The 20,697-nt window shown below is 45.2% G+C and carries 22 protein-coding genes; 10 read left to right on the top strand and 12 right to left on the bottom strand.

Features of this window, described 5'->3' with window-relative positions; all coding sequences use genetic code 11:
• Positions 1-346 precede the first annotated feature (346 nt).
• Both ACIDF8_RS02270 and ACIDF8_RS02265 read right to left on the bottom strand, forming a co-directional pair.
• Positions 347-991 (bottom strand): PEP-CTERM sorting domain-containing protein, encoded by a 645-nt coding sequence (locus tag ACIDF8_RS02270; RefSeq protein ID WP_412009002.1) that lies wholly within the window; start codon positions 989-991, stop codon positions 347-349.
• A 45-nt stretch (positions 992-1,036) separates the two neighbouring features.
• Positions 1,037-2,200, bottom strand: coding sequence for a patatin-like phospholipase family protein (locus tag ACIDF8_RS02265; RefSeq protein WP_412009001.1), 1,164 nt, complete (start codon positions 2,198-2,200; stop codon positions 1,037-1,039).
• Positions 2,201-2,314: 114 nt separating this feature from the next.
• Here ACIDF8_RS02265 and ACIDF8_RS02260 point away from each other — a divergent pair, with 114 nt between their 5' ends.
• The 4 genes from ACIDF8_RS02260 (at position 2,315) to ACIDF8_RS02245 (ending at position 5,718) form a co-directional block, all read left to right on the top strand.
• On the top strand, positions 2,315-2,542 hold the full coding sequence (locus tag ACIDF8_RS02260) for a multiubiquitin domain-containing protein (protein ID WP_412009000.1): 228 nt from the start codon (positions 2,315-2,317) through the stop codon (positions 2,540-2,542).
• Positions 2,514-3,713 (top strand): ThiF family adenylyltransferase, encoded by a 1,200-nt coding sequence (locus tag ACIDF8_RS02255; protein WP_412008999.1) that lies wholly within the window; start codon positions 2,514-2,516, stop codon positions 3,711-3,713. The genes ACIDF8_RS02260 and ACIDF8_RS02255 overlap by 29 nt, the downstream gene beginning before the upstream one ends.
• 8 nt (positions 3,714-3,721) lie before the next feature.
• Complete coding sequence (locus ACIDF8_RS02250; protein WP_412008998.1) at positions 3,722-4,177, top strand: DUF6527 family protein; 456 nt, start codon at positions 3,722-3,724, stop codon at positions 4,175-4,177.
• Between the two features lie 116 nt (positions 4,178-4,293).
• Entirely contained in the window at positions 4,294-5,718 is a 1,425-nt protein-coding gene (locus ACIDF8_RS02245; RefSeq protein WP_412008997.1) for a hypothetical protein, read from the top strand.
• An 84-nt stretch (positions 5,719-5,802) separates the two neighbouring features.
• On the opposite strand, the gene ACIDF8_RS02240 is transcribed toward ACIDF8_RS02245, so the two are convergent.
• From ACIDF8_RS02240 to ACIDF8_RS02215, 6 genes are all read right to left on the bottom strand, one after another.
• Entirely contained in the window at positions 5,803-5,979 is a 177-nt protein-coding gene (locus tag ACIDF8_RS02240) for a hypothetical protein (RefSeq protein WP_412008996.1), read from the bottom strand.
• 213 nt (positions 5,980-6,192) lie between these two features.
• Complete coding sequence (locus tag ACIDF8_RS02235; RefSeq protein ID WP_412008995.1) at positions 6,193-7,131, bottom strand: TniQ family protein; 939 nt, start codon at positions 7,129-7,131, stop codon at positions 6,193-6,195.
• A 2-nt stretch (positions 7,132-7,133) separates the two neighbouring features.
• Positions 7,134-8,147: a TniQ family protein gene (locus ACIDF8_RS02230; RefSeq protein ID WP_412008994.1), complete on the bottom strand. Its 1,014-nt coding sequence runs from the start codon at positions 8,145-8,147 to the stop codon at positions 7,134-7,136.
• Entirely contained in the window at positions 8,144-9,082 is a 939-nt protein-coding gene (locus ACIDF8_RS02225; RefSeq protein WP_412008993.1) for a TniB family NTP-binding protein, read from the bottom strand. The genes ACIDF8_RS02230 and ACIDF8_RS02225 overlap by 4 nt, the downstream gene beginning before the upstream one ends.
• A gap of 5 nt (positions 9,083-9,087) precedes the next feature.
• The gene (locus ACIDF8_RS02220; RefSeq protein ID WP_412008992.1) at positions 9,088-11,073 is read right to left on the bottom strand and encodes a hypothetical protein; all 1,986 of its coding nucleotides are present in this window, start codon (positions 11,071-11,073) and stop codon (positions 9,088-9,090) included.
• A gap of 9 nt (positions 11,074-11,082) precedes the next feature.
• On the bottom strand, positions 11,083-12,000 hold the full coding sequence (locus ACIDF8_RS02215; RefSeq protein ID WP_412008991.1) for a Tn7 transposase TnsA N-terminal domain-containing protein: 918 nt from the start codon (positions 11,998-12,000) through the stop codon (positions 11,083-11,085).
• A gap of 430 nt (positions 12,001-12,430) precedes the next feature.
• On the opposite strand from ACIDF8_RS02215, the gene ACIDF8_RS02210 reads away from it, so the two are divergent.
• From ACIDF8_RS02210 to ACIDF8_RS02190, 5 genes are all read left to right on the top strand, one after another.
• On the top strand, positions 12,431-12,793 hold the full coding sequence (locus ACIDF8_RS02210) for a helix-turn-helix domain-containing protein (protein WP_412008990.1): 363 nt from the start codon (positions 12,431-12,433) through the stop codon (positions 12,791-12,793).
• A 341-nt stretch (positions 12,794-13,134) separates the two neighbouring features.
• On the top strand, positions 13,135-13,422 hold the full coding sequence (locus ACIDF8_RS02205; RefSeq protein ID WP_018986062.1) for a co-chaperone GroES: 288 nt from the start codon (positions 13,135-13,137) through the stop codon (positions 13,420-13,422).
• A gap of 109 nt (positions 13,423-13,531) precedes the next feature.
• On the top strand, positions 13,532-15,169 hold the full coding sequence (gene groL, locus ACIDF8_RS02200; RefSeq protein WP_412008989.1) for a chaperonin GroEL: 1,638 nt from the start codon (positions 13,532-13,534) through the stop codon (positions 15,167-15,169).
• A gap of 294 nt (positions 15,170-15,463) precedes the next feature.
• Positions 15,464-16,078 carry an FKBP-type peptidyl-prolyl cis-trans isomerase gene (locus tag ACIDF8_RS02195; RefSeq protein WP_412008988.1) on the top strand — a complete coding sequence of 205 codons (615 nt, stop codon included), beginning with the start codon at positions 15,464-15,466 and terminating at the stop codon, positions 16,076-16,078.
• Positions 16,079-16,215: 137 nt separating this feature from the next.
• Positions 16,216-16,638 carry a cupin domain-containing protein gene (locus ACIDF8_RS02190; RefSeq protein WP_412008987.1) on the top strand — a complete coding sequence of 141 codons (423 nt, stop codon included), beginning with the start codon at positions 16,216-16,218 and terminating at the stop codon, positions 16,636-16,638.
• Positions 16,639-16,675: 37 nt separating this feature from the next.
• Here the strand turns inward: ACIDF8_RS02190 and ACIDF8_RS02185 are convergent, their stop codons facing one another.
• The 4 genes from ACIDF8_RS02185 to ACIDF8_RS02170 all read right to left on the bottom strand — a co-directional run bounded on the left by ACIDF8_RS02185 (position 16,676) and on the right by ACIDF8_RS02170 (position 18,999).
• A complete protein-coding gene (locus ACIDF8_RS02185; protein ID WP_412008986.1) occupies positions 16,676-17,668 on the bottom strand; it encodes an NAD(P)H-dependent glycerol-3-phosphate dehydrogenase in 993 nt (330 codons plus the stop codon).
• Between the two features lie 70 nt (positions 17,669-17,738).
• Entirely contained in the window at positions 17,739-18,215 is a 477-nt protein-coding gene (secB, locus tag ACIDF8_RS02180; RefSeq protein WP_412008985.1) for a protein-export chaperone SecB, read from the bottom strand.
• 95 nt (positions 18,216-18,310) lie between these two features.
• Positions 18,311-18,568, bottom strand: coding sequence for a glutaredoxin 3 (gene grxC, locus ACIDF8_RS02175; RefSeq protein ID WP_412008984.1), 258 nt, complete (start codon positions 18,566-18,568; stop codon positions 18,311-18,313).
• A gap of 11 nt (positions 18,569-18,579) precedes the next feature.
• On the bottom strand, positions 18,580-18,999 hold the full coding sequence (locus ACIDF8_RS02170; RefSeq protein WP_412008983.1) for a rhodanese-like domain-containing protein: 420 nt from the start codon (positions 18,997-18,999) through the stop codon (positions 18,580-18,582).
• Between the two features lie 146 nt (positions 19,000-19,145).
• Between ACIDF8_RS02170 and gpmI the strand changes: the two genes are divergently transcribed.
• Positions 19,146-20,696 carry a 2,3-bisphosphoglycerate-independent phosphoglycerate mutase gene (gene gpmI / locus ACIDF8_RS02165; RefSeq protein ID WP_412008982.1) on the top strand — a complete coding sequence of 517 codons (1,551 nt, stop codon included), beginning with the start codon at positions 19,146-19,148 and terminating at the stop codon, positions 20,694-20,696.
• Position 20,697 lies beyond the last annotated feature (1 nt).

Raw genomic sequence — 20,697 nt, 5'->3', positions numbered from 1 at the left:
TTTTTTTGTTGGAAAAAGGTCAGCGAAACTGATTTTGTCATTTACAAGCTCTAAAACATAGAGCACTTATTGGACTTCACCCGCTCTGCTAGACAAATCATAATGCCCTCCCTAGAAGAATGTGTCATGTTTATATTTAATAGATATTAAGTATTCTTAATCAGCACTGTCATTCTCAATGCCTTGATGGACAGTCAACGTAATGATCAGATAGTTAGCAAACCAGCGATCAGAAAAATGTTTGCGGCTTTTAATATTCTTCGAAAAATTATGATCACAATTAACCAGGTCAAAAAACTCCCATTAACCTAGAAACAGAAACGCTTTAGGCCGGGTTTCTGTTTCATCATCGCTTGTGTTTTCTTCTGAATGCGGTTAACACAACACCCATGCCTAAGAAAAAAGCGGATATAGCCGATGGTTCTGGAACTGCAGAAATCTGCAATTTGAATGCCAAATCACCCCAACCGTCAGTTCCATGACTGTCCCATCTATTGGTAGTCAGTTGAAGAAAATCATTTCCATTTCTGTCATAGACAAAACTGCCTCCAATATAAGCGTTCTCATTGTCCACATAACCCCAACTATTCACATTAGTAACGCCGTCATGAAATCCGGCGGTTGAGAAGAAAAGTACGTATTGTGTTGAGCCTGCCAATAAAACATTTGGGTTGAAGGTTACTTCTTGAAACGTACTGCCAGGATTTCCAATGTTGGTGGTTGCACTATCGTATAGGGCATTTCCAACAGCCTTGAATCCATCCCATGCATATACATATGCCTTGAAATTTTCACTCAAGCCAGTCATGTAAAACGAAAAGTTGTCTAGATAGCCACCTGATGAATCAGTAGTAATCGTTTGTCCAAAAGTGGCGGTCGTTGGCTCACCGAAAGGTGATACCGACACATAGCCACCAGTTGTAGTATCAATTACAGTTGCTTGAGCTGTCCCGAAAGCCAACAGCGACAGGCACGCTAAGAATTTAATCATTGTCATATCTCCTCTCAGTCAAAGCTTCAATTGGATTTTACATTGCTAACTAATTTCATTATCCCAGTCTTTTTGATTCTCTCTAGTTATCCAGTTTTGTAGATAAAATAGTAACAAACAAGAAGCAACGCCATTGCGTTTTATTTTTTTGGATTTATCAGGGTTGAAATCTAGAATATTTTCATGAATGATTTCGTTAGGCCTAATTACCAATAATGGAAATCTTTTTTGAGGTAGTTTTTTCTTAAGTGTACTTGTTGCATTGCTGATTTTTTCTGCAAGCTCACCACGGGTTTCTTTATTAATACTCTCAAAGCTAGATATTTGACTGTCAATTAAACGATCACGGTCTTCTTCGATTCCGAGATCAAAATTGATTCTCTCCCAAGATGAATGTGACTCGCTCATCAACTCGTTATTGAATATATCTAAAGTTCGTCTGATGACGCCAGACATATCGCAATGTTGACTATTTTCGATTTTGAAACGCGATGGGTCGTTTATGACGGCAATTACCGGTTCAAATATAACTGAATCATCCAACCCCAGAAATCTTTGGAAATACGCAGCTTGTTTGAATGGGGTATTGTTCCCAATCCCTCCATCTACATATTTCGAGTCGCCTATTGTTACAGGAGGGAAATAAAACGGTATAGCAGTTGTTGCCAAGAGAACATTCACCAGCTCCTCTTGATTACTAATTCGATGATAATGTGCTAATCGTCTTCTCTCTGGAGCAAGATTTTTATCTTGTTCAACAAAATCATCCATCAAGCTAGAAATATAAAAAGTTTCCAATTCGCCAGTGATGTAGTTGGTAGCTGTTATTAACAAATGAGCATTTGAAAGTTTTTCAAATTCAACATATTTTTCAATTGTTTTTCTCAGAGCATCATTCTTGAAATAATGAAAAGGATCATTCTTTAAGTGTGCCCAAACAAGTTTAGGAATACTGACATCTGGTGAATCAGTTCCTAAAATATCTTTAGTTCTGATAGTACTATATAAGCTATCAAGCACAGCTAAGTCACCTTGGGCTGCAATTGTTGCATTCAACGCGCCTACTGATGATCCACAGTATATTTTCTCGACATTTTTTTGGAATTTTGTGTGATACTTTTCTAACGCTAACAACACGCCAAGCCCATATGGCCCCTTAGCACCGCCGCCACTTAGAACAATGGTTTGATACATTTTAGGTGATGCCATTTATCAACTCTCCCTAAAAGTTTAATTGCACTTTTTATATTTAAATATCATTCATTTTCTTCAAGGAGAATATCAGATATTATTAATTAATTTCAAAAAAATGGAGCAGTAAGAATGAGTAAAATATCTATAGTAGTCAATGGCTCACAAGAGTTTTGGACTGATACAAATGTTACATATGCGCAGATCGTGCAGATTGCCTTTCCAGGCAGTCAACCAGACACTTTATTTTCCGTAACTTATGCATTAGAAAATGGTGCAACAGGTTCATTGGCGCTCGGTCAGTCAGTAGCAGTTCAGAATGGAATGCAATTTGAAGTTATCACAACCTATAGGTCCTGATCTTGGGTTAAACCTATTAATTGCAGATGGATACAAGGTAGTCTTAGAACAAGATCATATTAAGATACTCAATGTTCCTTTCGTTACTTCCGCACGGACTGTTTCTAGAGGAACGCTGATTTGCCCTTACATCTCAAGTGCTGGCAATATACAGCCACCAGAAAACCATCAAGTATGGTGGACTGAGGAATACCCTTGCTTATCAAACGGTAATCCAATTGAAGCCTTCAGAAATGAAGATGGTGTGCGAGAGATCTACCCCGGTTGTACCATAAAACATCGGTTTTCCAATAAACCGCTCGGAGTAGATAGTTATCCAAATTACTACTGTAAGCTCACGCACTATTTAAATTTGATTCAAGCCCAAGCAAAGGCTATAGATAGCACTGTAGATGCTAAAGATATGGGAAACGAGGCTGAGTTAATCACCGACTCATCAGGACCCTTTGCTTACTCAGATACGGCGTCGGTTAGAGCCGAAATTAAGGCAATTACTGCGCGATTAGAACATCAAAGAATTGCAATCGTAGGCGTTGGCGGAACTGGTTCTTACATTCTAGATCAGTTGGCTAAAACGCCAGTGAAAGAAATCCATCTTTTTGATGGGGATGTGTTCGAACAACACAATGCTTTTAGAGCTCCAGGGGCGGCCACATTCGAGGAGATTTCGGTAAGACAGATTAAAACGCAATACTTCAAAACAAAGTATCAAGCTATGCATACCGGGATATTCGAACATCCATATTTTCTTGATGCCAGTAACCTCCAAGAGTTAACAAATTTCAGTTTCGTTTTCCTAAGCGTCGATAATGGAACTACTCGAAAGCTTATTTATGAACATCTGAAGGCTCAAGGAATACCCTTTATTGATGTGGGTATGAATCTTTATATCGATAAAAGAGTAGAGCAATTGGCAGGCGTGTGCCGGGTAACTTTATATGAGCCAGGTGCTGAAGATTTTTTTGAACAAAATGCTCCACTCAACGAAGTCGTTGCTGAAGATGAAGTTTACAAACTCAATATTCAGATTGCAGATATGAACGCTTTGAATGCGCAATTAGCAGTGATGAAGTGGAAGCAATTCTCTAACTTCTACAGAGATGATTTCAATTTTTCAAATGCGCTATTTACTGTCAATTTTATGTCACTGGCCAGAACTAAGAAGGGTTGATTTTTCTCATGAAAATCGAAACCATCACTCCAGAATTTGTGGATTTTATCCCCAAAGAACTACAAGAGGGAAAACTTTATATCAGTGAAAAATACTCTATAGCAGCTCATCTTTGCGCTTGCGGATGCGGCAATAAGGTTGTTACGCCCTTATCACCTGCAAGTTGGAGTTTAAGGGTAAAAGGTGGCCTGGTCAGCTTATATCCATCTATTGGTAATTGGAATTTTCCATGCAAATCACATTATTGGATTACCAATAATGCGATCCGCTGGTCCAGAGAATTTAGTGAAGAGGAAATTAGAGGGGTTAGACGAAGAGATGCAGCTGATAAAAAAATTGAGATTGATAGAATCAATCGGGATCGTCTAAATCCATCGACCAATACTCAACCGACTGCTGAAGTTCCGTTATCCTCTGGTTTTTTCGATAGTTTCAAAAAGTGGTTAAAAGGCTTCTTCTCATAGCTATTTGAAATTCCCACATGAGTTCTTTCTCAAATTTGAGTGCTTTTAGTTGGTCATAGATTCATCAATACTTACGTAGCAGGTTTAAGCACATCAAATATCATAAGGTTGGGAAAATGGATTCTTATTCAAGCGAGCAAGTATCAAAATTTTTTGAGTCATTAAATAGTTGGCGAAAAGGATACAGCACTGCCAGGTTGACATATCTTGCTGCGAAAGACGGGGATAAATTAATAATCATAACAGCGAGAATTTACTTAGCAGTCAATGATAGAAAAGCCCCTCCCAAGAAGTTCAAAGCCGGTAATTTAGAATGTGGTGAATGGAATATCGGGGAAAGCGGACAAACTATCGAATCAATTATTGAGTCACTAACTTCTCCAGAGGGCCTGACTATACCTGATCATGGAGTTTTAATAATGCCTGTTTCTGAGGATACTGGTATATCTGCGTCCTCTCCAATCTTGCTTCATCATGATGGAATTAAAGCGGGAAACAGATTAGCTGTTCTGAGCATCAGAGGAGCTCACATAAACTCTTACGTGCAGCAACCCGATACAGATTGGAAATTAAAAGCAGCTACAGTTCCTTTTGATAACTTGAACGAACTTAAATCTGAATATGGTTTATTGTCTGGAAACGACTTAGATATCTCCTTACTAGAAGTAGTGGCACTAACAGCGATTGAAGTGCTTGGAACGTCTGAAGTACAGGGTGAGGTTGCAAAAATCGGAATATGGCTGTCTCAAGAATTGGATGTTGAAAAAGTACAAATCGGTTATCGAGTAGTCGATAAAGGTAGAGTAGTACTTAGAGATGCCAAACAAGGTAATGAGTTATCTTGGACAAAAAAAGAGTTAGCAAACGAAGGTTCAGTCGAAATCAAGGTGCCTCTAGGGGCCGTTGTTCAATGTATTGCTTCCTATGATGGTCTTGCTCATGAGGTTAAGTGGTTTGTAGACTCTCATTGCTTGCAAAATCCCCGCTCTGCAATTCTATCGATTGTAGATCCTAATAGTTCTTTACTGCGTAGCTATCTATTTCCTGAACTTCCTCCTAAAGGACGCGCAGCTGATGACTTTGAAGCGGCAATCAGCTGGGTACTATGGGCTCTGGGTTTCGCTCCAGCTAATTTTGGATTGAATAATAAAACCCGTGATTCTTTCGATACCGTTTTAGCTACACCAAATGGAGATTTTGTTGTAGTTGAATGCACTTTAGGCTTGTTAAGAGCCGAGAGTAAATTGTCCAAGTTAGCGGCACGTGTAGCCGGATTAAGACAGGTGCTTGATAATTCCAATATGAAGCATATCCGAACTTTACCGGCCATTATCACAGCAATGACTTTGGAACAAGTGAAGGTAGATGTTGAGGCAGCTAAAAGCTCAGGAATTTTAGTTCTTACAAGGGAAGATTTAGAGTGGGCACATACAGAAATTATGCGTCTACCAAATGCAAATATTCTATTTGAAGAAGGCATCAAAACAATTCAAAGCTATACAAGCCAACAGGATTTATTTAAGAATAGAGCATTCCAATAAGCTTGAGCGCTCACAATAATGAGCATTCTGATGGTGTTAACCAATCAGGTGAACTCACGTGCTTTTTCAATGGTAGCCTTGCATTCAGGTCACACCTTCAACAGCTGACAGTTCTGGAAAGTCGAATTTCAAATCCAGAAAAAACTGGACATGTCCTCTGCCAAGGTTTCCTTCTGAACGAACGACGGCCACACAGATATAATTCGTTGGCCATTTTCCAGCCTCGAGTTCATAACGAATGCTGCTAGAGCGTTGCATCATGTGTGATCCGCCATCAAATCTAGAACCACTTCTGCCACGACCGATTGAATACCGGCTAGCGCATCCTCTTGAGTCTTGGCCAAATAGCTTAAAGATGGAAATGCTGAGCAAAGGCCCACGTACTCGGCATCCTCCTCAGACCAAATCACGTTAAATGTATAGCTTTCAATACCCACAGTTATCTCCTCAATAATTCAACTTGAACGATTACATCTAGCGCATACTAGATAATATCCAGCGTTCAGCCGCTTTTAACTTTGAAGTTGCATTTACAACAACGATTGTTTTTGACGGGTACCAATGCGTCGTATTAAAAAGACCTTGGCGCTTAAATAATGATTGAATCTTTCCTGAAGAATCATCAAATAGTTTTTGACCACGGATGCCGATATAAAGCTGATGAGTTTCTTTCTTAGTTGGATAGCTCACTTGCATCAGATAATCGCTAATTGGCTGATGCTTGCCCATTCTATCTATCAAGATGTTCTGAGCAGAAAATAAAATATCCAATAAGCGATCACTGATCTGAACAGATTTGGATGGATACAACATTGAGTAGCAATGAGCACATTGAAGAAATATCGAAAGCTTAGTATTCCTAGCCGAGCGCGAATCATAAGCTTCTGGATCAATTGTCAATTGACAGCTTGGACACCTCTCCATAAGCAAGCAGCCATGTTTTTGACAGACATATGAGAATGCATATCGCCAGAACTTACGCATATAAGGTATTTCATCCTCACTCAAACATTGCGGACAAAAACGATAAATGGGAGACTTCTCAATGACATTGGTTGTTATGCTCAATAATTGAAAAAGGCTCAACACAGCTTCGTTAAAAATAAACATGCTTGGCAATAGGTGACTCGCTCCCAGATTAAACCTCATTGTCAGATCAGGCAGATTAAATCGATTTGCTTGAGTATCTGCGAGATAAAAAGCAGAAGAAAAATCAAGCAATTCACGAATCTGCTTTCTCTTGATGATGCCTGTGTGTAACCCTCTCGCTATCCACGAGCTAAACACCTCGCCCTCCATGACTGGTGGCATCCCAAGTAATCGATGTTGTATCGCAGAAAAATCTACTTCAGGATGAATTCTCTGTAATCGTTGCTGCGCAAGTAAAACACGCCTATCTGGTCTAATGTGCATATTCAAAAATCCAGAATCAATTGTTTTTCATAGCGAGAACCAGTGTTCTTTTTGCCAAACCTGCGCCAGATTTTCTGTAAATGTTGCTCATAAACGTGACCAATAAACGCAAGCTCTGCATTATCCAGGCTAGTTTTTAGATAGTGATCCAGGGGTCTAAGAAGATAGTGAAAGGCCACCGCAGAAAACTCTGGCTGTAATTGCTGAGAGATCAGCCGCTCTAATTGTTGGCCAATGGCACCCGGCCAATTGCACAAGTTAAAAAAGGCATTATCCACCATCAATTCAAACACCCCTGAGGATGGCTTTTTTCTCCCGTGGCCTGTGCTATGCTGCCCCAACTCCGGAAGGCAATGCCCTAGGAACCAGATCGATTTACAGATCCCATCGATACTCAACCCTACCAACTGCTCAAAGAGCTTTTGGTTCATGGTAGATCTTACGAGAAAATCATCACCAGTCAGCCTAAAGGCAATCGCTTTTGATAGTAACAAGCCATTACCTTGCAAACTCCCAACGCCTACACTGCCTAAATATTGGCGGCAACTACAATATTCCGGCCGACGTCGATCCCATTTCAACAGTCGTTTGCAACCAGGACATCGCTCAATCAATTGACAGTCATGCCAGGCGCAATGATTGTAGAAACTCAACGCCCATAGCGCACGTAAATAAGGGGATTCTGCGAGACAAACAGGGCAAACTTTCGTGAGCCGATTTTGCACAAAGACTGACTTTGTTAGCCATTCTGATTGCAGTGACCAATGCGGTTCTGAATTGACCCATTTTTCATAACCTGAAAGCTGTAGCATTTCATCAACTGTATTCCTGCAGAAATAAGCCAGCTCAGAGATATGCTGATACTGCACTGTCGCTGACTCGCTACCAGTCACATACTTAAGCAACTCCAAGGGAGACTGCAACCCATTTAAATGCGAAACTCGCATCAAGAAGCCAGTGGCACTCTCCCCTAACAAAGGCTCAACACGATGAATCAAACGCACAGGAGCACTCATTTAAAAGGATTCTCCTGATCACAAAAAATCCCAAAATGCGCCTCTGCCAGATGCTCTGCACTTAACTTGTCGGCATCCTGCATTGCCGCGATATACACCGCCTCTGCAAGCAGCCGTTTTAGTAATCGAAAATTACCTCGTGTCGATTGATAGAGTTTTTCGGCATAGTTTTTAGCAAGTCCACATTCTTCCCTTAATGGAGCGGCTTGATCAAGTACCTTCAATAAGCCTATGAAGACGCTATCGTAATTAAAAGACTTAAGCTGCAAGGTACCGGACCATCGAGTGTTAGCCTGAGAGTCTTCTTTGAATATCTCAGTCAATCCGGGAGTGCCGCAGAAGATAAAAGCAACATGCGTTTTATCGTATAGCTGCTTGATGAAGTCACCCAACGCACCGCCCTTGCGATCAAGACTTTTCCTTGACCTTGCAGTTAACCAGAGATGTTGGGCTTCATCAAAAAAAATAGCCATCGTGCCGCAACTTGGTAAAGCATCAATTAACATGCGTTGTAAGTCTGCATTACGCCGGTAATGAATAAGCTGCGGGTCCTGGCCAAGCTGAATCAATAATTCAATTAAAATTGATGAAACTGAAGGTCGCTCTTCGAAACTGATACCCAGTACAGGAGTAATTCTTGCAACATCAGTATCCATTTGGGGGTAGCGGTTTATCAGGTCCGCTAATATAAAGCTTTTCCCTACACCTCCTTCACCGACAATCCAAAGACCTCCTGGACGTTTAGCCCTTGTGGTTCGCATCAAAAGCGCATCAATAAAATCACGTGCATTCTGAAAACTATCTACATTAATGGCAACATTCTCCATAAATGCATACTTCTGGGCGGGAGTGCCATTCAGTGCATGTTGGCGGTCGAATTTGGTGATACGTTGGTTAAATCTCAGGGATGGTTGTTTATCAAATAATCCGGCCATAAACTTTACTCCCATTGATAATGTGGGATGTTTGTAAATGGTGTTGGAATTTCAGTAGCATCTCCGTCAACAACCAACGCTTTGCTTCGCTGTACATTCGCGAACACCGCAGTTGTGGATCGTGTTTGTTTCTCCAAAACGGCATTCGAGTTAATTGCTGCAATTCGACCTAGTTGCTTCTTATGCGCAGAATCCTTAAGCGCAATATCCTCTTTGATTTTGTCCTCCATCACAGCGCGAACATCAAGCAGTTGCTCAATGGAGTGATTACTTTTTGAATAAATCTTGGCTTCATGCCTCAGATACTTATGCTGGAATAGTGTCAAGCCATGAGAGTAATCAGGTCGCGTGCAATTGACGCGCTGATATTGGCCAGTACGAGGATGTTTGAGTTGGATATAGCCCAGATTATCGGGGTTAACGACGAAATCAGCAGTAAAGCCACGACCCAGTTCATCTACTAGCTCCTGAAGTCCAGGATCAGCGTAGTGGAGCCCCAAGTATTGAATGCCCTCATTTCGAACCATCCCTTGATGGCGCTCGCCCAAAATAATATCCAGGGATTGTGTTGAGGCTGGTAAAGGGGGTGGCGCAAACCCAATCCCTTCATTCCAAAGCTCCAAAGGGGTAGCCATTTTGCGCGAGTGAGGCGTGACATTATGATAATCAACCGCCCACTTATGCATTAAAAAGACTAGCGTTGAGAAACGGATCACCGCATGCTGCTTGGGATCATAATCCTGGCGTTTAGCCAGACTGTTAAAGGTTTTACCCGGTAACGTTTCAAAAAAGGTCCGCTCTAAGGTCAAAAAGAACCTTTCGATCGAACCCTTTAGCCATGGCGTTCTACGTTCGCAGAGTTCATAACTGGCACCCAAATCCAACAATGCGCGCCAATATTGCTGTGACATAAAGTCGGCACCTCGATCACTACAGTATATAGTTCCTAGACCAAATGCAGTCCAACTATTTTCAAGTTCTGGCCACTCTTCAAAAGCATATTGATGTGAGCGAAGCGAGTGTTTAATCGCACCAAAAATTGCTTGCAAGCCGCCAGCATGGAAAGAAATATAGAATCCGAGCAATACATTTGTATGGCGATCTTTGATTGCTGTAATCCAGGGTCGGCCTAATGGGAGATAAGAAATATCATCGACCACATAAAGGTTCATCAAGGTATGATCAATTTCGACCACATCTAATGGATAATCGGCAGGCAGATGTCCCTGACTGACTTTTAACTGCTTGCGTGCTACTTCGTAGCCGTGTCTTGCAATAAGAAGTTCTTTCTGGGGAAGTTGCTTGGTGCGGTTGTAATAGGTTTTGTAAGACACTTGCTGCAAGATGGCTGCGCCATCCGCCAAACGGCCCTTGTTTTCAAGCTCCAAGCTCCGCAAATAATGTTTGAACGCATCTGCAACGCTTGGGCGAGTCATTTGAGCGTAATGCAGCTGTATCTGATCTTGCAAAAACAGCTCACTTTCAAGATCGATCTGGTTGACGCGCTTTCTGTAAGCATTTTTTGTGATCAACTTTATATTAGGATCAATTGCTCTTTCATATATGAGTAGCCATGCCTGAACAGCAGATGCCGATGGTGGAGACTCATCCTTTAGCTCTGCGGCGAGTTTAGGAATTTCGTTTTTGATTTTTTCGCGGCACCCTCTACTTATTTCAGCCTTTTGTATGCTATGGATGTAATATAAACGCCGCTGTAAATCCTTTAGATACTTATTTTCCACATCGACAATCAGTGGTGCTGCAGTTTGTTGCAAGTCCTCCGTGAGAAGTATTTTCTGGGATGACCGGCTATCTAAAATATGCACGGTGCCATCCTCGACAGAGGACAAGAAGTCAGCCTCCTTGATAACAATTCGTTGACCATTTTCAGGTGACTGAAAGTAGAGTTCACTTATCGCTCTATCTGTGAACTCGTAAAGTTGACCATGGCTTCTGATAACCAGGCCTTTTGCAATTTGGAACTGTCGCATTTTGGCCCCTCACTCACAATCAGTGTTCTGATTACGTTGACCAGGCGCAGAAGATCTTCTGCGGCCAGGGCTGCGATAAAACTCTCCCTGACGGGCATCACGTAGAGGCGGTAACTCGCTAAACCCTCCGACCACTCCCCAAAGCTGAGGACGGTTATCAAGTTGTCGCCAAGCCTTCGCAGTTGCCATGAGTGATTGATTTGCCTGGACATGACCCACAGCCAACCTTTCCAGAAAATCACCATACCGGGTTGAGGAAATAATCTTTTCAAAGGTAACCCCTTCATATGGCTGATTGGGTAAGCTTATGGAAGAGTTCATGCCCAAAGGTCTGTTTAAATCGAAAGCAATATGTTTTTGTGCGATGAGTGCATACACGTCGCGCAACTGAGCATTGGTGACTTGAATGTAATCCCGAATACCCATCGCACCATTTGCCAGAACTAAGCTCGCTTGCTGGATAAGCTGCGTGCTAACCGGAAAGTTGTGATACCTAAATAGCAACTTGGCAGCATCAAATAATGGTTGTTGCTCAATCTGTATATTCGTCAGAAATTTAAGGGCAAGTTGTTGCTTGATGTAAGCCCTCGCAATGAGGCTGTACTTCTGAAGGTTGTCAGGCTGAAGAAGGTTCTCAATCGCTTTAACTTCTAGATAGTAAACATCTCCGCCGCTTGTCACGATTTCAAAGTCTGGAATGTGATGTCGACTATGATCTTTTTCATCGTTATAGCGAAGGGTGATTGGCTGACTTCTGATACTTATAACGTCATGGCAAATTGCGAGCAAGAGAATCGCATTACGCTCGTTGTATGACTCGTACTCAACGGCAAAGCCGTTAACTTGGATACCGCCAACAGTGCGGTAAGGTGCAGACTTGTGCAACGACCTTGCAGGTCGAGCGTCGTCCTTAGGATGACTTTTCATCAAAACTCCCAGTTTATTGATACAAATTTTTAGGCAATAGAAAACCTTGACTTCATTCGCACACTGAGAGATACTAACTTTGACGAAGTGGTACCCCGCGTTAGCGGTAAGAAGCCGGATGATTCTTAAATGATGATTCCGGTTTTTTTATGTCATTAAACTATCCTTTCTTTTATAGCGTTTTGTCTTAAACGCCTTCGTCTTTTGTTTCGGCTGCACCTAACCTTGATGGATATGAAGGTGGACTACAGCATAGATTTCTAGTTTTTTTAAATCCCAACTCAATAATACACCCAATAAAAGTCATAATATCACCATAATAAAAAACATATAAACATCATAAATATAATTAATTATTTATATATATGAAAATTATTATACAAATGTATAATAATTATTGAACATCTGTACAGGAACCATATTGACTCTTATGCTGACACTTCAAGATGGAATAGGCATGCGCCTTAAGGAAGAACGTAAAAAGCATGGCTTTACTCAGGATAGTATTGCCGACAAGCTTGGGATTGGTAAGGCCACACAATTTCAGTACGAAAAAGGTATTAATTTGCCCACCCTGAAATATCTGGACGCACTTTCAGGACTGGGTATCAATATTCACTACATACTGTTTGGGACTTTAAGCCCGAATGAGAAAAAAAGTTTCGACGAAAGCCGGAAAGACGAGATTGAAAAAAAGGCGCTGAGTATACTTGCAAAAAGTGAAGCTGAAATCGGTGTGATGGATGATGAAAAAAGGCTTCAGATGTACAGGTTGATTATTTCTAACCTTTAATAAATTAACCTGTTAACTTAAGAACATTCGATTTATTAATCTAGAGTCCAAACTCTCTAAAAACTCTTTCAATCGTACTTTGAATATCAAAAAACTCACTAACTATATGATTTTATTCAGATGACTCTCTAGAGTTAAGTTGCAAAACTCTAGAGTTAAATTGCAAGCGAGAGCTGAAGACAACAAAACCCACAAAATTTTTATGTGTTCCCCCTTGAAATCAAAAAATCCCACCCCAATTAGCAATCAAGGTGCGCGAGTGCTAAAATGCGTACCGCTTTTATTGTTTTAGTTTTAACGTTATCCCTATAACACTTTAGGAAAACTCCAAGGAGAATCTAATGAACATTCGTCCGTTGCACGACCGTGTAATTGTTAAACGCGCTGCTGAAGAGCGCACTACTGCTTCTGGCATTGTGATCCCTGACAGTGCGACTGAGAAACCAGACCAAGGTGTGGTTCAGGCAGTTGGCAATGGCAAAAAAGATGAAAACGGCAAGGCTATCGCTTTGGACGTGAAAGTCGGCGACAAAGTATTGTTCGGCAAATACTCCGGCCAAACAGTGAAAGTCAACGGTGAAGAGCTGTTGGTGATGCGCGAAGAAGACATTATGGCGATTGTTGAGTAATTTGACGACTTGCAACGGGCGATTGCTGTTTTGCACTCATCCCGTTTCAGCACGTCATGGTTTTAAACAATTTCTAGTAAAACTGATTGAAGTATTTAGGAGAATTTAAATGGCAGCTAAAGACGTAAGATTTGGTGATGACGTTCGCCAAAAAATGGTAAATGGCGTTAACGTATTGGCTAACGCTGTTCGTGTAACTTTGGGCCCTAAAGGCCGTAACGTGGTATTGGAGCGTTCTTTTGGCGCACCAACCATCACTAAAGATGGTGTGTCTGTCGCCAAAGAAATCGAATTGAAAGACAAATTCGAAAACATGGGCGCACAGATGGTAAAAGAAGTGGCTTCTAAAACCAACGATATCGCTGGTGACGGTACGACCACTGCGACTGTATTGGCGCAAGCCATCATCCGTGAAGGCATGAAATCTGTGGCTGCTGGCATGAACCCAATGGACCTGAAGCGCGGGATCGACAAAGCGGTTGAAGCTGCGATTGCTGAATTGAAAGTGCAATCCAAACCCTGTACGACTAGCAAAGAAATCGCTCAAGTAGGTTCTATCTCTGCTAACTCTGACACTTCTGTTGGCCAGATCATTGCGGATGCGATGGACAAAGTGGGTAAAGAAGGGGTGATTACTGTTGAAGACGGTTCTGGCTTGAGCAACGAGCTGGACGTGGTTGAGGGTATGCAATTTGACCGCGGTTACCTGTCTCCATACTTCATCAACAACCCAGAGCGCCAAATTGCGTTGCTGGATAACCCATTCGTGTTGTTGCACGACAAGAAAATCTCCAACATCCGTGACCTGCTGCCAACCCTGGAGCAAGTGGCTAAAGCCGGCCGTCCATTGTTGATCATCGCAGAAGATGTAGATGGCGAAGCATTAGCAACTTTGGTTGTGAACAACATCCGCGGCATCCTGAAAACCACCGCTGTGAAAGCACCTGGTTTTGGTGACCGTCGTAAAGCCATGTTGGAAGACATCGCGATCTTGACCGGTGGTACTGTGATTTCTGAAGAAGTTGGCCTGAAACTGGAAGGCGTGCAACTGCACGACCTGGGTCAAGCGAAACGTATCGAAGTGGGTAAAGAAAACACCATCATCATTGATGGCGCTGGTAACGAAGAAGCGATCAAAGCACGTATCGGCCAGATCAAAACCCAAATCGAAGAAGCTTCTAGCGACTACGACCGTGAAAAACTGCAAGAGCGCGTAGCCAAACTGGCTGGCGGTGTTGCTGTGATCAAGGTAGGTGCTGCCACTGAAGTTGAAATGAAAGAGAAAAAAGCCCGCGTAGAAGATGCGTTGCACGCGACTCGCGCTGCGGTTGAAGAAGGTATCGTGGCTGGTGGCGGTGTTGCATTGATCCGTGCTCGTGACGCGATTGCTAAAGTCAAAGGCGAAAACGCTGACCAGGATGCTGGTATCAAGATCGTTCTGCGAGCGGTTGAAGAGCCACTTCGCCAGATCGTTTCTAACGCTGGTGCTGAGCCATCTGTAGTTGTAAGTAACGTAGCTGCTGGTAAAGGCAACTACGGTTACAACGCTGCCAACGAAACCTATGGCGACATGGTTGAAATGGGCGTGCTGGACCCAACCAAAGTGACCCGTTCTGCATTGACTAACGCAGCTTCTGTCGCTGGCCTGATGCTGACGACTGACTGCATGGTCGCTGAACTGCCTAAAGAAGATGCACCAGCTGCGCCGGATATGGGCGGGATGGGTGGCATGGGCGGCATGATGTAGCCTTTGTTTGATTACATCATTTAGCCGCCCATACAAAACCTATGGTGCGGCATGATGTAAATTCAGCGTCGCTAAAGCGGCGATTGCTGCGTTGCTTTATCCTTGCCGTACTTATTGTACTGTCTTCGGATCAGCGCCTTACACTCCCCGCTTTATCTCGCCGAATTGCCCTAATAAGCACTCAGCTAAACAAAACCCGCTTCGGCGGGTTTTGTTTTATCTGCCATTCTCAGCGATAATGAGAGACTACGCGGAACCTCTCCGCAACCTCATCACTTCACGAAAGTAGACACCATGACAACACAACTTGACTCACTCACTCAACGCCTTAGCTATATTGTGGGTGAAAACATGGCCCATCAATTGCACAATGATGGCTTGGAACTAGATGCCGCTGCGGTTGCGCTGGCAGTGAGCGATGTGATGGCAGGCAATCCTTCACGTTTATCTGACGATGAGAAAAGAAGCACGGTGGAGCAAGTGCAAAAAGAGAGCCAGGCAAGACAGATGGCTGCACATGCTAAAAACAAAGCTGCGGGCGAGGCTTATTTGGCTGAGAACGCGAAAAAAGAAGGCGTGACGACGACCGCGAGTGGCTTGCAGTACAAGCAGCTGACAGCGGGTGATGGCGCCAAGCCGACCACCGCTGACCGTGTAAAAGTGCATTACCACGGCACCCTGATTGACGGCACCGTGTTTGATAGCTCTTACCAGCGTGGTGAGCCGATTGTGTTCCCGGTGACTGGCGTGATTGCTGGCTGGGTGGAAGGCTTGCAGTTGATGAACGTGGGTAGCAAGTTTGAACTGACGATTCCGTCAAACTTGGCGTATGGCGCCAATGGAAGCGGCCCGGTGATTGGTCCAGATGCAACCCTGGTTTTCCAGGTTGAGTTATTAGCGATTGAATAAGCCCGCCAACGCACACAGATAAATGCTGATTAGGGCGCCCGTTGGGCGCCTTTTTTCATGGAGCGGTTCTTCCGCTTGCTTTCACGCCAGGGCTATTGTTAGACTTTATGCATCTTTCACATGACAGGGCGCCAGCGATGCAAGATCCTCAATTAAATTTAACGGGTGAAATTGTCACTGTGCGCCCTGAGCACAGCATAGACACCATTCAGCACCTTCCCAATTACGTGGGTATCTCTCAAATGACGGCGGGGGCCAGCGGGATTTCGATGAATATCGTGGTGATTCCGCCTGCCGCCAAAGCGCAGCCACATTACCATCAGGGATTTGAAACGGCGATTTACCTGCTTAAGGGCGAAGTACAAACGTTTTATGGGGAAAATTTGAGCAAGTCCTGCCTCAACAAGGCAGGTGATTTTATTTTCATCCCTGCAGGGGTACCGCATCAGCCGGTCAACTTGAGCCAAGACAGCGAAGCCATTGCGCTGGTTGCGCGTAATGATGCGAATGAACAGGAGAGTGTGCGGGTCTATGCCGCCCAGGCCACCGTGCTTGCCTGATCAATCAAGCCGTAGAAAAAACAAAAAGCAAAAAAGCTTAGACGGACTCTTGGCGCTGACCACGGCCTAACAAGGCACTAACGGCTTCTTGCGCCGTTTTCTGGTTAGTGAGGAGTTGATTGACTTCAAAAGTAATCGGCATTTCGACGTCTATGGTTTCGGCACGGCGCATGACTTCCCGTGCGGTATTCACGCCTTCGGCCACATGGCCCAAGCCCGCCAGGATGCTTTCTAGCGATTTACCCGAAGCCAGTTGCAAGCCGACTTCGCGGTTGCGCGAGTATTGGCCGGTACAGGTCAGGATCAAGTCCCCCGCCCCTGCCAGACCCATAAAGGTCTCGGCCTTGGCGCCTAAAGCCATGCCAAACCGGGTGATTTCGGCTAAGCCCCGCGTGATCATGGCCGCGCGCGCATTGTTACCAAAGCCCATGCCATCTGAGATGCCGGCGGCAATCGCCATCACGTTTTTCACCGCCCCGCCCACCGAGGCACCAACCACGTCTATGCTATCGTAGACACGCAGGCAGCCACCATGAATCAGCTGTGCGGATTGCTGCGCCAGTTCGCGGTGATTAGCGGCGAGTGTAATGGCCGTCGGCAAGCCACGCACCAGTTCGGCAGCAAAGCTGGGGCCGCTTAACACGCCCCAAGGGTATTCAGCGCCCAACTCTTCCTGTGCGACTTCAAAAGGCAATTTGGCGGTTTGCGGTTCCAGGCCTTTGTTCGCCCAGATCAAGGGCTGTTGAATGCCCAAGCCTTTAAGTTGCTGCAAAATTGGCCGGAAACCTGCCGTAGGCACCACAGATAAAATCAAATCGGTGCCATCAATCGCAGCCGCCAAATCATCTTCTACTGTGAGTTTTTCAGGGAAAACAAAGTCGCCCAGGTAAAGCGGGTTAGCGCGCGCTTTGCGCATGCCGGACACGTGCCCGCTATTACGCGCCCACAACACCACCTCGTGTTGCAAGGCAATATGCATGGCGAGTGCAGTACCCCAGGCACCCGCGCCAAGAACGGCAACTTTACTCATTTGGATGGATCCTGATCAGTCACCGCCGTTTGCGGTGACTGCCTAATTGAAGCAAAAGTAAGTGAAAAATTTAGTTAGGCGCGCCAGCAGCTTGCGCGGCTTGCTGCTGCTGTTGCAGGTACAAGGCTTCGAAGTTGATCGGGTTCAACAGCACTGGCATGAAGCCTGCGCGGGTGACCATATCTGAGATGGCTTCGCGTGCGTATGGGAACAGGATGTTAGGGCAAGCCACTGCCAGGATAGGCTCCATGTTTTCTTGCGGCACGTTGCGGATGGCAAAAATACCGGACTGGTTCACTTCTACCAGGAACGCGGTTTTATCTTCGATTTTCGCAGTCACGGTCACTTTGATAGAGACGTTAAAAATACCGTCTTCAACCTGTTGTGCAGCATTGCCCAGCTCTACGTTGATTTGTGGAGTGGTGCGCTCAGTAAAAATCGCTGGGGCGTTTGGCACTTCAATAGAGGCATCATGCACGTACAATTTTTCGATGCTGAAAATCGGTGCTGCGTTTTGGTCCGCTTGGTTTTGTGGTTCCTGAGCCATGAATCGTCCTTAAAATTATCAATACACAAAGGCGCTATTCTAACCGGACATCCCTGGCCTGACTATGGGTTTTTTATGACAGCAGACAGGTCAACTCACGCCGCCAGCAACGGGTCCAGCCCACCCTGTACATCCAGGGCATGCAAGTCATCAAAGCCCCCCACATGATGCTCACCAATAAAAATCTGCGGCACGGTACGGCGCCCGGTTTTCTCCATCATTTCCTCACGCAATTCCGGTTGCAAATCGACGCGGATTTTTTCAATCTCGGTCACGCCCTTGTTTTTCAATAACCGTTCGGCATTGATGCAATAAGGGCAGACTGCGGAGGTGTACATCACTACTTTTGCCATCATCATTCCTTTCAAGCAGGGGATTTGGTGGCTGGCATCTTGGCCTCCACCCAGGCGGCCATCCCGCCTTTGAGCACATTTAACTGGGTAAATCCCTGCGCCTTGAGCAATTTGGCGGCTGCGTTGGCGCGGCGGCCGCGCTGGCAAACCAGCAGCACCGGTTTCTCCTTGAACTTTTGGATTTCACTCAGGCGGTCAGCCAGCTGCGCCAGCGGCACATGGCGCGCACCTTGCAAATGGCCCTGCGCAAACTCATCTGCTTCGCGCACATCCAGTACCAAAGCAGATTTTCTATTCATCAGCACCACGGCTTCAGTGACCGAGAGCACAGTGGCCCCCGCTGCAGAACGGCTGAACATGGGCAAGACCAGCGCAAGGCCAGAACCAATTGCCAGCCCGATTAACAATACATTATGTTTAAAAAATTCCACAGCCATACTCACTTATTTGGGTTAGGACGATCAGCACATGCTCGTCAGGACACTGGCCTGTCGGGTAGGCGTGGCCAGCGGTTGCGATTATAATAGACGAATTCATCAATCCGACGTTTCGTCACCACTTTTAAAGATTGTTAGCCATGTCTATCAAACCTGTCATATTGCTGATCCTCGATGGTTTTGGTCACAGCGAGACCCGCGAACACAACGCCGTTTTACAGGCAAACACCCCCAACCTCGACACACTTAAAGCCACTTACCCGCATGGCCTGATCAATGCCTCCGAACATTATGTCGGCCTGCCGGATGGCCAAATGGGTAATTCTGAAGTGGGTCATCTCAATATTGGGGCGGGCCGTATTATCTTTCAAGACTTTGAGCGTATTAATAACAGCATCAGCAGTGGCGAGTTTTTCAAGTTACCGGCGCTGGTCAATGCCATGCAGGCACTCAAGGCCAACAACAAAGCCTTGCATATATTGGGGCTGCTGTCTGATGGGGGCGTGCATAGTTACCAGCCGCATATCCATGCCCTCCTGGAGATGGCCAAGCAGCAAGGCCTGAACAAAGTGTATGTGCACGCTTTCCTCGATGGCCGTGACACGCCGCCTAAAAGCGCGCAGCCTTACCTGCAAGCGCTAGAAGACCATATCAAGACGCTTGGCGTTGGCAAAGTGGCTTCTGTCGGTGGCCGTTTTTATGGCATGGACCGCGACAAGCGCTGGGAGCGCGTATCTGTCGCTTATGAGTTATTGGTCAATGGCACGTCTGAATATGTGGCGGCAGATAGCCTGACAGCTTTGCAGCAGGCGTATGCGCGCGATGAAAGCGATGAGTTTGTGAAGTGCACCGCCATACGCGCGGCGGGCGAGCCACCAGTGCGGATGGAAGACGGTGATTGCCTGGTGTTTATGAACTTCAGGAGTGATCGCGCCCGCCAGCTGACTGATGCCTTGCTCAACCAGCAGTTTACTGGCTTTGAGCGCAGCCGCGTGCCGCACTTTAGCCATTATTTTACCTTGACCCAGTACGACAAAAACCAGACGCTGGCGGAACCGATTTTCGCCCCCTACACCGTCCCGAATACCTTTGGCGAATATGTCGCCAAGCTCGGGCTCAAGCAACTGCGGATTGCCGAAACTGAAAAATATCCTCATGTGACATTTTTCTTTAATGGCGGTGAAGAAACCGTTTTCGCTGGCGAAGATCGCATTTTGGTCCCCTCCCCTAAAGTCGCCACCTATGATCTGCAACCGGAAATGAGTGCGCCAGAAGTGACAGACAAACTGGTCGCGGCCATTGAATCCCAACAATACCAGGCGGTGATCTGCAACTATGCCAACGGTGACATGGTGGGCCATACCGGCAACCTGCAAGCGGCGATTAAAGCCGTGGAAACGCTGGACAGCTGTATCGGGCGCGTAGTGGCTGCTGCGCAAAAAGCCGGGGCCGAAGTGATTATTACCGCCGACCACGGCAATGCCGAAAGCATGTTCGACCACGCCAGCGCACAGGCCCATACCCAGCACACCACCAACCTGGTACCGTTCATTTATATTGGCCGCGAAGCCAGCATCCGCAGCGGTGGCGCCTTGTCAGATATCGCCCCCACCCTGCTCTCCCTGATGGGGCTGCAACGACCCGTTGAAATGACCGGCCAGCCGCTCATACAGCTGCATGCAGCGGCCTGAC

This window comes from Methylophilus sp. 3sh_L, from assembly GCF_046766015.1.
Lineage (GTDB): Bacteria > Pseudomonadota > Gammaproteobacteria > Burkholderiales > Methylophilaceae > Methylophilus.
This window is presented reverse-complemented; position numbering and strand designations above follow the sequence as displayed.

Excerpts from the sequence above, each read along its gene's own strand:
- ACIDF8_RS02190 (WP_412008987.1), top strand. The coding sequence starts at position 16,216 with ATGCAAGATCCTCAATTAAATTTAACGGGTGAAATTGTCACTGTGCGC.
- ACIDF8_RS02215 (WP_412008991.1), bottom strand. The coding sequence starts at position 12,000 with ATGAAAAGTCATCCTAAGGACGACGCTCGACCTGCAAGGTCGTTGCAC.
- ACIDF8_RS02210 (WP_412008990.1), top strand. The coding sequence starts at position 12,431 with ATGCTGACACTTCAAGATGGAATAGGCATGCGCCTTAAGGAAGAACGT.
- ACIDF8_RS02265 (WP_412009001.1), bottom strand. The coding sequence starts at position 2,200 with ATGGCATCACCTAAAATGTATCAAACCATTGTTCTAAGTGGCGGCGGT.
- ACIDF8_RS02260 (WP_412009000.1), top strand. The coding sequence starts at position 2,315 with ATGAGTAAAATATCTATAGTAGTCAATGGCTCACAAGAGTTTTGGACT.
- ACIDF8_RS02235 (WP_412008995.1), bottom strand. The coding sequence starts at position 7,131 with ATGCACATTAGACCAGATAGGCGTGTTTTACTTGCGCAGCAACGATTA.
- ACIDF8_RS02195 (WP_412008988.1), top strand. The coding sequence starts at position 15,464 with ATGACAACACAACTTGACTCACTCACTCAACGCCTTAGCTATATTGTG.
- gpmI (WP_412008982.1), top strand. The coding sequence starts at position 19,146 with ATGTCTATCAAACCTGTCATATTGCTGATCCTCGATGGTTTTGGTCAC.
- ACIDF8_RS02230 (WP_412008994.1), bottom strand. The coding sequence starts at position 8,147 with ATGAGTGCTCCTGTGCGTTTGATTCATCGTGTTGAGCCTTTGTTAGGG.
- ACIDF8_RS02270 (WP_412009002.1), bottom strand. The coding sequence starts at position 991 with ATGATTAAATTCTTAGCGTGCCTGTCGCTGTTGGCTTTCGGGACAGCT.
- groL (WP_412008989.1), top strand. The coding sequence starts at position 13,532 with ATGGCAGCTAAAGACGTAAGATTTGGTGATGACGTTCGCCAAAAAATG.
- ACIDF8_RS02225 (WP_412008993.1), bottom strand. The coding sequence starts at position 9,082 with ATGGCCGGATTATTTGATAAACAACCATCCCTGAGATTTAACCAACGT.
- ACIDF8_RS02245 (WP_412008997.1), top strand. The coding sequence starts at position 4,294 with ATGGATTCTTATTCAAGCGAGCAAGTATCAAAATTTTTTGAGTCATTA.
- ACIDF8_RS02250 (WP_412008998.1), top strand. The coding sequence starts at position 3,722 with ATGAAAATCGAAACCATCACTCCAGAATTTGTGGATTTTATCCCCAAA.
- ACIDF8_RS02205 (WP_018986062.1), top strand. The coding sequence starts at position 13,135 with ATGAACATTCGTCCGTTGCACGACCGTGTAATTGTTAAACGCGCTGCT.
- ACIDF8_RS02185 (WP_412008986.1), bottom strand. The coding sequence starts at position 17,668 with ATGAGTAAAGTTGCCGTTCTTGGCGCGGGTGCCTGGGGTACTGCACTC.
- ACIDF8_RS02220 (WP_412008992.1), bottom strand. The coding sequence starts at position 11,073 with ATGCGACAGTTCCAAATTGCAAAAGGCCTGGTTATCAGAAGCCATGGT.
- grxC (WP_412008984.1), bottom strand. The coding sequence starts at position 18,568 with ATGGCAAAAGTAGTGATGTACACCTCCGCAGTCTGCCCTTATTGCATC.
- ACIDF8_RS02240 (WP_412008996.1), bottom strand. The coding sequence starts at position 5,979 with ATGATGCAACGCTCTAGCAGCATTCGTTATGAACTCGAGGCTGGAAAA.
- secB (WP_412008985.1), bottom strand. The coding sequence starts at position 18,215 with ATGGCTCAGGAACCACAAAACCAAGCGGACCAAAACGCAGCACCGATT.